Source organism: Pseudomonadota bacterium, from assembly GCA_018817425.1.
GTDB lineage: Bacteria > Desulfobacterota > Desulfobacteria > Desulfobacterales > RPRI01 > RPRI01.
In genome coordinates, this window is record JAHITX010000040.1 from 62,812 (window position 1) to 75,636 (window position 12,825).

General features: G+C 36.6%; 13 protein-coding genes. 8 read left to right on the forward strand and 5 right to left on the reverse strand.

The window, feature by feature from the left end; genetic code table 11:
• Positions 1-86 precede the first annotated feature (86 nt).
• The gene (gene recJ, locus KKC46_08325) at positions 87-1,799 is read right to left on the reverse strand and encodes a single-stranded-DNA-specific exonuclease RecJ (GenBank protein ID MBU1053822.1); all 1,713 of its coding nucleotides are present in this window, start codon (positions 1,797-1,799) and stop codon (positions 87-89) included.
• A gap of 153 nt (positions 1,800-1,952) precedes the next feature.
• Between recJ and KKC46_08330 the strand changes: the two genes are divergently transcribed.
• The 7 genes from KKC46_08330 to KKC46_08360 all read left to right on the forward strand — a co-directional run bounded on the left by KKC46_08330 (position 1,953) and on the right by KKC46_08360 (position 9,629).
• Positions 1,953-2,177: a DUF4911 domain-containing protein gene (locus KKC46_08330; GenBank protein ID MBU1053823.1), complete on the forward strand. Its 225-nt coding sequence runs from the start codon at positions 1,953-1,955 to the stop codon at positions 2,175-2,177.
• Between the two features lie 12 nt (positions 2,178-2,189).
• Positions 2,190-3,602, forward strand: coding sequence for a tRNA (N6-isopentenyl adenosine(37)-C2)-methylthiotransferase MiaB (gene miaB, locus KKC46_08335; GenBank protein ID MBU1053824.1), 1,413 nt, complete (start codon positions 2,190-2,192; stop codon positions 3,600-3,602).
• Entirely contained in the window at positions 3,592-4,089 is a 498-nt protein-coding gene (locus KKC46_08340) for a bifunctional nuclease family protein (protein ID MBU1053825.1), read from the forward strand. The genes miaB and KKC46_08340 overlap by 11 nt, the downstream gene beginning before the upstream one ends.
• Positions 4,090-4,146: 57 nt before the next feature.
• A complete protein-coding gene (locus KKC46_08345; protein ID MBU1053826.1) occupies positions 4,147-4,782 on the forward strand; it encodes a histidinol phosphate phosphatase domain-containing protein in 636 nt (211 codons plus the stop codon).
• A 48-nt stretch (positions 4,783-4,830) separates the two neighbouring features.
• Positions 4,831-5,892 (forward strand): flavodoxin-dependent (E)-4-hydroxy-3-methylbut-2-enyl-diphosphate synthase, encoded by a 1,062-nt coding sequence (gene ispG, locus KKC46_08350; protein ID MBU1053827.1) that lies wholly within the window; start codon positions 4,831-4,833, stop codon positions 5,890-5,892.
• A gap of 63 nt (positions 5,893-5,955) precedes the next feature.
• Positions 5,956-7,476, forward strand: a complete 1,521-nt coding sequence (gene proS / locus KKC46_08355) for a proline--tRNA ligase (protein ID MBU1053828.1) — start codon at positions 5,956-5,958, stop codon at positions 7,474-7,476.
• Positions 7,477-7,487: 11 nt separating this feature from the next.
• Entirely contained in the window at positions 7,488-9,629 is a 2,142-nt protein-coding gene (locus KKC46_08360) for a bifunctional (p)ppGpp synthetase/guanosine-3',5'-bis(diphosphate) 3'-pyrophosphohydrolase (protein MBU1053829.1), read from the forward strand.
• Positions 9,630-9,636: 7 nt separating this feature from the next.
• Here the strand turns inward: KKC46_08360 and rpmB are convergent, their stop codons facing one another.
• The 4 genes from rpmB to trxA form a co-directional block, all read right to left on the reverse strand.
• A complete protein-coding gene (rpmB, locus tag KKC46_08365) occupies positions 9,637-9,828 on the reverse strand; it encodes a 50S ribosomal protein L28 (GenBank protein ID MBU1053830.1) in 192 nt (63 codons plus the stop codon).
• A gap of 105 nt (positions 9,829-9,933) precedes the next feature.
• Positions 9,934-10,593, reverse strand: a complete 660-nt coding sequence (locus KKC46_08370; GenBank protein MBU1053831.1) for an outer membrane protein assembly factor BamD — start codon at positions 10,591-10,593, stop codon at positions 9,934-9,936.
• Complete coding sequence (gene trxB, locus KKC46_08375) at positions 10,593-11,519, reverse strand: thioredoxin-disulfide reductase (protein ID MBU1053832.1); 927 nt, start codon at positions 11,517-11,519, stop codon at positions 10,593-10,595. The genes KKC46_08370 and trxB overlap by 1 nt, the downstream gene beginning before the upstream one ends.
• Positions 11,520-11,534: 15 nt before the next feature.
• Positions 11,535-11,861: a thioredoxin gene (trxA, locus tag KKC46_08380; GenBank protein MBU1053833.1), complete on the reverse strand. Its 327-nt coding sequence runs from the start codon at positions 11,859-11,861 to the stop codon at positions 11,535-11,537.
• Between the two features lie 141 nt (positions 11,862-12,002).
• Here trxA and purN point away from each other — a divergent pair, with 141 nt between their 5' ends.
• On the forward strand, positions 12,003-12,800 hold the full coding sequence (purN, locus tag KKC46_08385; protein MBU1053834.1) for a phosphoribosylglycinamide formyltransferase: 798 nt from the start codon (positions 12,003-12,005) through the stop codon (positions 12,798-12,800).
• Positions 12,801-12,825 lie beyond the last annotated feature (25 nt).

Here is a 12,825-nt window from a genome sequence, read left to right on the forward strand (position 1 = left end):
TGCATATTTTGTTTTGGTATTGCCTTTTATTACAAGCTAAAAAGTTGTTGTATAATAATTGCACATAGACAGAAATGCAAGGGAAATTATATATTTTCTATAACAAGCTGGATAGATTTATTTCCGTTCCACCGGTTCCATCGAAGCCTAAATGCAATTTGCTCAAAAAAATCTATTTCAGGCATATCTTTATCGATATTAAAATGTATAGCATTGTAAACAAGATTTATATTTCCTGTTTTATCACTTAAAACCATACGTCTGTGATTTTCTCCGACTATATCTGAAGAAATTACACTAATGTTTCGTGCAAGAAAAACCGGCTCCGGGTTTCCCGTCCCAAAAGGCTTTAAAGACTCGATTTCATCAATGAAATCCGCGCATATCTCATCAAAAGCAAGCTCATAGTCTATACATATATCTGTCAACAGATCTTCGGAATGAGATATTTGTAAAACAGTATTTTCAAATTCACGCTCAAACAAGCTTAAGTTTTGTATCTTTATTGTTACCCCTGCCGCCATGGAATGACCGCCAAAAGCTTCTAAAAGATTAGAACAAGCCGCAAGACCTTCGTATAAATCAAAATAAGAAGTACTTCTTCCGGAACCTTTTGCTATGTCATCTTTTTGTGCAAAAAGTATGGTTGGGCGGTTATATCTTTCGACAAGCTTTGAAGCAATTATGCCAAGTACTCCTTCGTGCCAGCTATGGTGTGAAAGAACAATGGATTTTTTTAAAAGTATGTTGGGATTATTTTGTATATATTCTAAAATTTCATTAAAGATCTTTTTTTCTATATTTTGTCTTTTTATATTCATCGAATTCATTTGCCGGGCGATATTATCCGCAGTATTAGGATTATTTGTCAAAAGAAGTTTGACTGCGTCTTTTGCATTATCAACTCTTCCCATTGCATTTATGCGGGGGGCAAGCCTGAAGGCAATATCTTCTGAATCAATACTGTTTTTGCAATTACTTGCCTTAACTAAAGCATTTATTCCCGGCCTTTTGCCGGAATTGATAAGATCAAGCCCGGTTTTTGTGAGAATTCTGTTTTCTTCCAGCAGTGGTACCATATCTGCAACGGTGCCAAGAGCAATAAGATCACAAAGGTTCTTAAGGTTTGGTTCCGGATGCGTATCCCAGAAATGCATGTCGCGCAAATGTTTCCTGAGACAAATAACAAGATAAAAAGCAACGCCTACACCTGCAAGATCGTAAAGGCCCGAACTGCAATCGGGACGTTTTGGGCTTATAATAGCTAACGCTTCAGGAAGTTTTTCAGAAACTTTATGATGATCAGTTATAATTATATCTATGCCGGCATCATTAGCGGCTGTTGCAGCTTCATGGCTGCTTGAACCGCAATCAACCGTGATAATCAGGTTAATGTTATTTGCTCTGGCGATTTCGGGTATATGCTTTTCGCGTAGGCCGTATCCTTCTTTTAGCCTGTCCGGAATATAATATGAAACATCAGCTCCGGTGTGCAGCAGAAATTCTACAAGAAGTGCGGTTGAAGTAACACCGTCAACATCATAATCACCGAAGACAAGTATTTTTTCACGGCTCATAATTGCTTTATAAATACGATTTACGGCTATTTCCATGTCTTTTATGAAAAAAGGTGGCCTTAGATTATCAATGGAAATATTTAAAAAAGCATGAGCCTCTTTGGCAGTAATAATTCTCCGGTTAACCAGTAATAATGCAATAAAGGGGGTGCATTTTACAGCTTTCGAGATTTTATCGACAAGGTTTTTATCGGGCTGAAGAATGTGCAATTTTTTTTTCATCGGCAAAATACATACGCTATATTGTAAAATCTAACAATAAGAAAAAAAGTATTTTTTATTGATAATGCGCAAAACATAATGATACTATAATATTTAAGTTAAATATTGAATATTTTTTATTATCAGACATTAGGTTTTTTCAAGAGAATAATATTGAAAATTACAGAGAAATATTACCGTATAGACAGAAAAAACATTGCTTTTCTAAAATTTATTTTTGAGGCATATGATGGAATTGCCATAATTACTACTATTGACCGGTTTAATGGAATTATAATGTTTCGCATACCTCCAGGATGTGAAAATGATGTCGAGGAGGTTTTGCAGGATCTTAAAAAAAATATTTGGGTTGAAGAATATATTACGGACGTCAATTAAGATAATAAAATAATGAATACAAAATACCTGTACATAAATACTTTCGGCTGTCAGATGAATGTTTATGATTCAGAGCAGATAATAGGTCAATTAACTCCTTTGGGCTATGAATTATCCGATTCTTTTGATGAGGCTGATCTAATAATTATAAATACATGTGCAATTAGAGAAAAAGCAGAGCAGAAAGCTTTCAGTTTTTTTGGACGTCTTGCAAATCTGAAAAGAAAAAAGCCAGGCCTTATTATTTGTGTGGGAGGTTGCGTAGCCCAGCAGGAAGGTTTGAACATACTTAAACGCTTTACATATATTGACATTGTTTTTGGTACACATGCCATAAACAGGTTGCCGGAACATATTAAAAATATTTCAATAAAAAAGCGCAGAATATCTGATATTGAAATGAATAATGAGATTATAGAGATTTCATCTGATGTTTTTCCGATTGCTGATAACGGAGTTACAAGGTTTGTGACTATTATGCGCGGATGTGATAATTACTGTACTTATTGTGTGGTTCCCCATGTGAGAGGTCCTGAAATAAGCAGAAAACCTGAAAGTATTGTTGAAGAGATTCGTAGACTTGTTAATACCGGAGTGCAGGAGATCACGCTTTTAGGCCAAAATGTTAACAGTTACGGTATGAAAGAAGGTCTTTGCTCGTTTACTGAACTTCTCAAACTTGTAAGTGAAATAGACGGACTTTTTAGAATCAGATTTACTACTTCTCATCCTAAGGACCTTTCGGATGAGCTTATGTATGCCTTCAAAGATCTTGGAAAACTATGCAATCATATACATCTTCCGGTTCAGTCCGGTTCAAATAAAATATTGAAAAAAATGAACAGGAAATATACAAGAGAAGAATATCTTGAAAAAATCTATAAGCTTAAAAAAATATCTCCCGGCATTGCTATAACATCTGATGTGATTGTAGGTTTTCCAGGAGAAACAAAAGAAGATTATAAAGATACTCTTGATCTTGTTAAGGAAGTGGAATTTGACAGCCTGTTTACATTCGAGTATTCTAACAGAATAAAAGCACCCGCAACAAAATTTACAAATCAAATTTCTGATAACATAAAAAAAAGCAGGCTCAGGGAACTGTTGGAAGTTCAGGAGTATTATACTACAAAAAAGAATCGGGCTCTTATTGGATCAAATGAGCTTATACTTGTTGACGGATTAAGCAAAAAACAAGAAATTTCAAATCAACGGAATGAATTTGAAAGTATTTGCTGGTCAGGAAGAACTTCAACAAACAAAATTGTAAATTTTGCCTGCGAAAAATCCTTTAATGATGTTTTTATAGGCAAGAAACTTGGCGTTAAGATTGAAAAAGCATTTTTGCATTCTCTTTTCGGAAAACCGGTTGATTTTAAACCAAAGCCATTTGATTCAAAAAAGGAGGAAACTTATGCTGCTTAAAGTAAGTATTGCAGGACTGGCTATGGATCCGGCGTCAAATACACCGATAATAATATTAAAATCTGAAGATGGAGAACATGCTGTTCCCATCTGGATCGGGCTGCTTGAAGCAACATCAATAGCCTCAGCGCTTCAGAAAATTAAGTTCGAGCGTCCAATGACACACGATCTTTTTAAAAATTTTGTCGAGCTTATGAACATTAAAGTATCCAGAATAGAAGTATATGATTTGATAGGCAATACATATTATGCAAAGATCCATTTCGTTTCCGATTCGGGACATTTTGATATCGATTCCAGGCCAAGCGATGCGATTGCAATAGCAATTCGTTTTGATGCTCCTATCTATCTGGCTGAAAAGGTTATTGAAAAATCAAAGGGGATTGAAGATAAACCGGAAATGGTGGATACAAGTGAGGAAGGCAAGATGTGGGCAGATTATCTTGAAAATCTTTCACCCGAAGATTTTGGTAAATTCAAAGTATAACTGAATTGCAGAAATTGATTTTTATATAAAGATGTAAGGCGTAAAAGGAGATACAAAGTGATAGATCTTCATACACATTCGTTATTCAGCGATGGTGCTTTGATTCCGTCCGAACTTGCAAGAAGGGCTGAATATGCAGGCCTTAAAGGAATAGGAATTACCGATCACGGAGATTCTTCAAACATAGATTATATAATCCCAAGGATTGTTTCTGTTGCAATAGACTTGAACAGATTCATGAGTATTAAGGTTATACCCGGAATTGAGCTTACCCATGTACCTCCGCCTTTGATATCGGAATGTGCAAGAAGAGCGCGCAGTCTTGGAGCAAGAATAATAATAGTACATGGGGAAACAATTGTTGAGCCGGTTGCTCCGGGTACAAACAGGGCTGCTCTTGATGCGGATATAAATATTTTAGCTCATCCCGGGCTTATATCGGAAGAAGAAGTTTTGATTGCAAAAGAGAAAGGAATACTTCTTGAGATTTCTGCCCGCAAGGGACACAGCCTTACAAATGGTCATGTTGCCAGGCTTGCAGTAAAGGCAGGGGCAAAGCTTATAATAAATACTGATTCTCATGATCCTTCAGATTTTATCGGCAGCAATCAGGCAGTAAAAGTTGTTTGTGGCGCAGGCCTGACTGAGAATGATTTCAAGATAATGCAGCAAAACGCATCGGTATTTCTATAATTATCAACCATTGATACCTTCGCAAACAATCTAAAATTGTGATATTTTATGCCATTTCCAATTCAACGAAAAGAAACTCGCCAGATATCTGTCGGTGGTGTTAAGGTAGGTGGAATGTCTCCGGTTACGGTGCAATCCATGACCAATACATTTACATCTGATATACAAGCAACTGTTGCACAGATTAAAAATCTTGAACAGGCCGGATGTGAGATTGTAAGGGTTGCTGTTCCTGACAAAGAGTCAGCTGCTGCAATAGCTTCGATTAAAAAGCAGATCTCAATTCCTCTAATAGCCGATATACATTTTGATTATCAACTTGCTATCGCTTCTGCAAAGGCGGGAGCCGACGGTTTAAGATTAAACCCCGGCAATATCGGAGGAATAAAAAAGATACAAAAGATTGTTGACTGTTCAAAACAATATAACATACCGATTAGAATTGGAGTAAATGCCGGCTCGCTTGAAAAGGATCTGCTGAAAAAATATAATGGCGCAACTCCTGCGGCAATGGTTGAAAGTGCAATGCGTAATATTGATATTTTAAGATCGCTGGATTTTCATGAACTAAAAATATCAATCAAGGCATCGGATGTATTCCGCACTGTAGAAGCATACAGGCTACTTTCTGAAAAAACCGATTTTCCTTTACACGTTGGTGTAACTGAAGCCGGATCTCTTTTTCCGGGTCTTGTTAAATCAACTCTTGGTATCGGGATGCTGCTTGCTGAAGGTATTGGTGACACTATCAGGGTTTCTTTAACAAGAGACCCGGTAGAGGAAATAAGGGCGGGATATGAAATTTTAAAAGCACTTGATATCAGAAAGCGGGGGCCTGAGATTATTTCATGCCCGACCTGCGGACGGTGTAATATAAATCTTTTTGAGATTGTGGAACGCATTGAAAAAGAGCTTTTAACAAGTTCTGCTAATATAAAACTTGCTGTCATGGGGTGTGTTGTTAATGGCCCTGGAGAGGCTAAAGAGGCTGATATCGGGGTTGCCGGAGGTGACGGAACAGGCATTCTTTTTAAAAAGGGCAGGGTAGTAAAAAAATTTCCGCAGGAAATGCTTGTAGATATTCTTCTTGAAGAAATTGCAAAACTATAGCAAAAACTTTTAGAAAAATTATAATATTTTTGACATTGAAGACAAAACTTAGGGAAGGGTAATATGGGAAAAGAGGAAAAAAATGCAATAACTCCTACAAGAGAAGAAGATTATTCAGAGTGGTATCAACAAGCGGTGAAAGTATCGGATATGGCAGAAAAATCTCCCGTAAGAGGATGTATGGTCATAAAGCCTTGGGGTTATAGCTTGTGGGAGAACATAGTTCGTGAACTTGATGACATGCTTAAAGAGACGGGTGTAAAAAACGCTTATTTCCCTCTTTTTATACCTCTTGGTTTTCTGGAAAAAGAAGCCGCCCATGTTGAGGGTTTTGCAAAAGAATGCGCTGTAGTTACTCACCACAGGCTTGAAAAGAACGAAGAAGGAGGTCTTTCTCCTGCCGGACCTTTAACCGAACCATTAGTTGTCAGACCTACATCTGAAACTATTATAGGCGATGCTTTTTCAAACTGGATAAACAGCTATAGAGATCTTCCGCTTCTTATAAACCAGTGGGCCAATGTTGTCAGGTGGGAGATGAGAACACGTATTTTTTTAAGGACCAGCGAATTCTTATGGCAGGAAGGCCATACTGCCCATGCAACGGAAAAAGAAGCTTTGGAAAGAACAAAAATGATGCTTGATGTATATACTAAGCTTGCCGAAGAATATCTTGCCATGCCCGTAACAAAGGGTAGAAAGACCGAAGCCGAGAAATTTCCCGGAGCTGTTGAGACATTTAGCATAGAAGGAATGATGCAGGATAAAAAAGGACTTCAGGCCGGAACGTCTCATTTTCTCGGGCAGAATTTTGCAAAAGCATCAGAGATAAAATTCCAGTCATTTGAAGAAAAAGAAGAATACGCATGGACTACTTCATGGGGTGTTTCAACACGCCTTATAGGTGGAATAATAATGACACACGGGGATGATGACGGAGTAATTCTTCCTCCCAGAGTGGCATCGTCCCATATTGTGCTGATTCCAATATACAGATCACCTGATGATAAATCAAATGTAATGGAATATACTGATAAGCTTGCACTAGAACTAAGAAACATTTTCTACCACCACCGCAAAATTCGAGTAGAAATTGATGACAGAGATATTGGAGGAGCAAGAGGCTGGGATTGGATTAAAAAGGGCATACCTTTAAGAGTTGAAATAGGTCCTAGAGATATTGCCAAAGATTCTGTTTACTTTGGAAGAAGAGATAAACCGCACAGGGAAAAAATCTCTATGCAAAAGAATCAATTTATAAATGAAATTGTAAATATTCTCGATGAAATTCAAAAAAATCTTTATGATAAAGCTTATGATTTTAAGGAAAAAAATACTGTATCAATAGATGGCGGCACAGATTTTTATGAATTTTTTACTCCTTTAAACAAAGATAAACCTGAAATTCACGGTGGTTTTGCTTTATCTCACTGGTGCGGTACAAATGAATGTGAGGCGAAAATAAAAGAAGATTTGAGTGTAACAATAAGATGTATTCCTCTTAATCAGGAAGAAGAAAAAGGCAAATGTGTATGTTGCGGCAGGCCAAGCAGATGTAGAGTAATATTTGCCAAAGCCTATTAGAAAGAAGGCTAATGATCAGAATTACAGATATAATTGATAAGGTTAACGCTTATAATCCTGATGCCGATCTTGATATACTTGACCGCGCCTATGTATATTCAGCAAGGGTTCATGATGGCCAGGTACGTTTATCGGGAGAGCCATATCTTTCACATCCTCTTGAGGTAGCCGGGATTCTTGCTGATATGAGGCTGGATGTTATAAGTATCGCTGCAGGTTTATTGCATGATGTTATTGAGGATACACATGCTACCGTTGAAGAAATAAAAGAGATTTTCGGAGAAGAAGTCTTACACATTGTTTCAGGTGTAACAAAACTAAGCAAAATCCCTTTTAGCGATTCACATGTTCGCGAAGCTGAGAGCATAAGAAAAATGTTGCTTGCTATGGCTGACGATATAAGAGTAGTATTAATAAAACTTGCCGATCGCCTCCATAATATGAGAACCCTTCAATACCAAACCAAAGAAAAAAGAATAAAAATAGCTCAGGAAACCCTTGATATATATACTCCGATAGCGGCCCGTCTTGGAATATACTGGATAAAGCAGGATCTTGAAAATATCGCATTTATGAACATTTATCCGGATGAGTTTTTAATAATAAAAAATCAGGTAAGTAAAGATAAAGAGGACCGCGAAAAATATGTTGAAACTGTTAAGGATTTCATCCGGAAAAAAATGGATGAAAACAACATAAAATGCGAAGTGTCGGGCAGGTATAAAAATTACTATAGCATATTCCAGAAGATGAATAATCAGAACCTCACTTTTGAACAGATTTATGATATCATTGCATTCAGAATAATTTTAGATACGATTCCAAAATGTTATGAGGCTTTAGGGCTTGTGCATGCTTTATGGAAACCCATAGCTCATAAGTTTAAAGATTATATCGGTTTCCCAAAACCGAATATGTATCAGTCGTTGCATACTACTGTTGTTGGCCCGATAGGCGAGCGTATCGAAATACAGATCAGAACATGGGAAATGGACAAAATTGCCAGGTCCGGAATTGCAGCGCATTGGGGCTACAAAGAGGGAAAGCAAATTGACGAAAATGTGAGTAATAAATTCTCATGGATACAAAATCTTGTAGATAATCAGAAAGAAACCAATGACCCGGTTGAATTTCTTGAAAATGTCCGCATAGACCTTTATCCGGATGAGGTTTATGTGTTTACTCCTAAAGGAGCTATCAAATCACTTCCTAAAGGGGCTACACCTGTTGATTTTGCTTTTCAGATACATACCGAGGTCGGCAATCAGTGTTCAGGGGCAAAAGTAAACGGGCGTATGGTTCCGTTAAGTTATGAACTTCAAACAGGAAATATTATTGAGATAATAACATCCAAGGGTCATCATCCAAGCAAGGACTGGCTTAAGTTTGTAAAAACGGTCAAAGCAAGGGCAAGAATAAGGCAATGGATTAAAACTCAGGAAAAAGATCGCAGCATAACACTTGGACGTGAAATATGCGAAAAAGCTTTTAGAAAAGAGCGTTTGAATTTTTCGGCTCTTATAAAAACAGAAGAGATGGGCAAGGTTGTTGATCAATTAGGGTTTAAAACCGTAGATGATTTGGTTGAAAGTGTAGGTTATGGAAAAACCACTCCGCTCCAGATTGTAAGAAAATTTATATCAAGACCGGAGGAGGAAAATGATGAATCAATATTAGATAAATTAATAGGAAAGGTAAAAAAGAAAAAGCAGGTATCAGGTGTTGTTGTTAAAGGATTTGATGATATTTTAATAAAATTCGGAAAATGCTGTCAGCCTGTACCTGGTGATCCGATAACAGGATATATTACTCAGGGTTATGGGGTTACCGTTCACAGAACTATTTGCGCTAATGCCCTGACAATGAATCCTGAAAGACAGATAGATGTTGAGTGGAATATAGATTCATCCGAATTTTATCCGGTTAAAATTCATATTGCTGCTTATGACAGGGTTGGCCTTCTTGCAGATATTGCATCAAATATAAGCAAAAATGCCGCAAATATATTGAGTGCAAATAGTGTTACAAAGGAAAACAAAATCGTTGATTCCTTTTTTACACTTACAATTAAAGATACCGATCATTTGAAAAAATTATTATCGGAAATGAAGAAAATAAAACTCATTATAGATGCAAAGCGAATCAATGAATAAAAAAAAGCTATGGAGCTTTAACCACAAGGCCTGATTTTATACAACTTGTACAGACAACCATTTTTTTAACCTGACCGTTATGGATTGCCCTTACGTTCTGAAGATTAGGATTAAACCTGCGGTTTGTTACATTATGAGCATGACTGACATTATGGCCGGCCATAGGTTTTTTGCCGCATATTTCACACATTTTAGACATTGATATTTCTCCTTGAAACTTATATGTTATTATACCTTATATCCCATTTTAAAACAGGATATGCGCTGATACACCAAAACCAATTGAGTGTAAAGCATTTTTTTGCTATTTTTTTATTATGGCGGTTTCACACTTGGCTATGTATGTAATAGCCTCATGGTGGGCTCCTGTATCGGGATATCTTGTGATTACATTCTTAAAACGATGCAAAGCAGCCTTGTAGTGTTTTGATTTATAATAGAAAAGGCCGATCCCTAATTCAGATTTCGCGATACTTTTATAGCATTTATTTATATATGTACTTGTTTTTAATGAGTATTCATTTTTTGGAAACAGTTTATTCAAACGATTAAATGTTTCAATGGTTTTTCTTGCTGTTGCCTGTTGCCTGTCAGGAGTGTTGACCTGTTCAAAATAACACAAGCCCGTCTGAAAGATCACATATGGTACTGATTCATTAGCCGGATGAAGTTTTTCAAACTCTTCATATGCTGCAACTGCTTCATTATATTGTTTTAATTTGTAATGTGAATCTGCTATTTTAAGATCTGCAAGAACTGAATATTTACTGAAAGGATACCAGTCTTTTATTTTTTGAAAAGACTCTATAGCATATTTGTAGTCTTTATCATTATAAGATTCCATACCTTCATCTGCGTATTCTTTAGCAGGTTTATCTTTCTTGGTATCAATAGATGCACATCCCTGGCAGGCAATAGCTATAACCAAAAATAACAAAATTACGTATTTGATTTTATCATTCACTATTTAATGCTTTCAATATATTGTTCTGCAGAAAATGCGGCTATTGCAGCATCTCCAACAGCGGTTGCAACCTGACGCAAAGGAGTTTTTCGCCCATCGCCCGCAGCGAAAACACCTGGAACCGAAGTTTCCATTTTATCATTTGCTATTATGAACCCGTAATCATCAAGTTCCAATGCATTTTTAATAAAATCGGTATTGGGTAAAATCCCAATCCATACAAAACATCCGTCAACAGCAAGCTCGTTAGCTTCTTTTGTTTTAACATTTTCTACAACTATTTTATCAAGACCGTTTTTACCCTTAATGCCGGTTACAACAGAATCCCAAATGAATTCTATTTTTTCATTGGCAAAAGCCCGCTCCTGCAAAATCTTTGTTGCTCTTAAGCTGTCTCGTCTGTGAATAAGATATACTTTTTTAGCAAATTTTGTAAGAAATATACTTTCCTGTACGGCAGTATCCCCGCCACCAACAGCTGCTACTATTTTGTCTCTGTAAAACGGACCGTCGCAGGTGGCACAAAAAGAGATTCCTCTTCCATGAAAAAGAGCTTCTCCCGGCACATCAAGGTTTCTGGGATGAGCGCCGGTGGCTATTATCACAGCATGAGATTTCACTTCTTTATCATCTAAAATTATTTTTTTAACTTTTTGAGAAAGATCCAGTGAAAGTACTTCATTGCTTTCTATCTTAAGACCAAGCCTTTTAGCCTGTTCTACCATTTTATCAATAAGATCTGTTCCGCTTATTCCATCAGGAAAGCCCGGATAATTTTCTATCCAATCGGTAATTATTATCTGCCCACCCGGTACAAGTTTTTCAAAAAGAACTACATTGAGTTTTGCACGAGCGGCATAAATTCCGGCCGTAAGTCCGGCAGGACCCCCACCTATTATAACAAGGTCATAGTCAGCTTTTTCCATAGTTGTATTAATCTGTTATAAAATGCTGTTTATTGTTTTTTCCAGCTTGGACTTTGCTGTCATGCCGGTAATTTGATCAACAATTTTTCCCTGTTTGAAGACAATAAGAGTAGGAATTGCTTTTATTCCAAATTTTGCAGGAGAAAGAGGATTGTTGTCGATATTGCATTTTACGAATTTGACTTTATCAGCAAAATCTGTGGCAAGTTCTTCTACTATGGGACCTATAGCTTTACATGGACCGCACCATGGAGCCCAAAAATCGACCAGTACAGGTTTTTCTGATTGCATGACTTCCGACTCAAAACTTTCATCGCTTATTTCAAGAATTTCTTCTGACATGGCATTTTTCCTTTCTATAAAAATAAAAAATTGTTTTATTAATTTATACTTCTATGTTTTGATCTTGTCAACAGTGTCATTTTAAAATAAAATTCTAATTAATAACTAACCGGTTGTCGTATTTGCATTGGAGGCTTTTGCATGGGAAATTTAATCCGTATAGGCGCTTTAATATCAGGAAGCGGAACAAATTTGCAAGCTATAATTGATTCCTGTGAGCAGGGCATGATTGAAGGTGAAATGGTGTTTGTTGGCTCTGACAATCCTTTAGCAAAGGGTCTTGAAAGGGCCTCAAAGCATAATATCCCGACATTTGAGGTTGATTACGATTCCATTATCAAGAATTTCAAGAAAAACCCGGATAGTATGAAATTGCCAGATGATTTTGAAGAAAAGGATGTTATCTCCAAACTATCCATCTTTTCCGAAAATATGGATTTGCAGAAGATAAAGAAATTTATTTATACAAGGGTAATTGCCGAAGCAAAACTTCTTGAAAAAATGAAAGCTTATCCTTTTGACCTTTTGGTGCTTGCCGGTTTTATGCGAAATCTGACTCCATATTTTATCGACAGGATCAACATAGATCCGAAAAGTCCGCGTATTATGAACATACATCCTGCATTACTTCCTTCTTTTCCGGGTGTTGACGGTTATGGTGATACATTCCGATATGGAGCAAAAGTAGGTGGATGCACAGTTCATTTTATAGATTATGGTGAAGATTCAGGACCTATCATTGGCCAAAGAGCTTTTGATATAAATGAAGATGATACTTTAGATTCAATTAAGAAAAAGGGGCTTACTCTTGAATGGGAACTATATCCAGCATGTATTCAGCAATTTGCACAAAATCGTCTCAAAATAATCAGTGCGGATGAAAATATGAAAAACAAGAATAAAATAAATAGGAGAATTGTAAAAATTCTTGATAAATAAAATAAATACAATGGTGATTGTTGAT

What these genes read in the sequence shown, in the direction of transcription:
- trxA (MBU1053833.1), bottom strand. Translation starts at nt 11,861, where the DNA reads ATGTCAGAAGAAATTCTTGAAATAAGCGATGAAAGTTTTGAGTCGGAA.
- miaB (MBU1053824.1), top strand. Translation starts at nt 2,190, where the DNA reads ATGAATACAAAATACCTGTACATAAATACTTTCGGCTGTCAGATGAAT.
- KKC46_08340 (MBU1053825.1), top strand. Translation starts at nt 3,592, where the DNA reads ATGCTGCTTAAAGTAAGTATTGCAGGACTGGCTATGGATCCGGCGTCA.
- purN (MBU1053834.1), top strand. Translation starts at nt 12,003, where the DNA reads ATGGGAAATTTAATCCGTATAGGCGCTTTAATATCAGGAAGCGGAACA.
- KKC46_08360 (MBU1053829.1), top strand. Translation starts at nt 7,488, where the DNA reads ATGATCAGAATTACAGATATAATTGATAAGGTTAACGCTTATAATCCT.
- rpmB (MBU1053830.1), bottom strand. Translation starts at nt 9,828, where the DNA reads ATGTCTAAAATGTGTGAAATATGCGGCAAAAAACCTATGGCCGGCCAT.
- trxB (MBU1053832.1), bottom strand. Translation starts at nt 11,519, where the DNA reads ATGGAAAAAGCTGACTATGACCTTGTTATAATAGGTGGGGGTCCTGCC.
- ispG (MBU1053827.1), top strand. Translation starts at nt 4,831, where the DNA reads ATGCCATTTCCAATTCAACGAAAAGAAACTCGCCAGATATCTGTCGGT.
- recJ (MBU1053822.1), bottom strand. Translation starts at nt 1,799, where the DNA reads ATGAAAAAAAAATTGCACATTCTTCAGCCCGATAAAAACCTTGTCGAT.
- proS (MBU1053828.1), top strand. Translation starts at nt 5,956, where the DNA reads ATGGGAAAAGAGGAAAAAAATGCAATAACTCCTACAAGAGAAGAAGAT.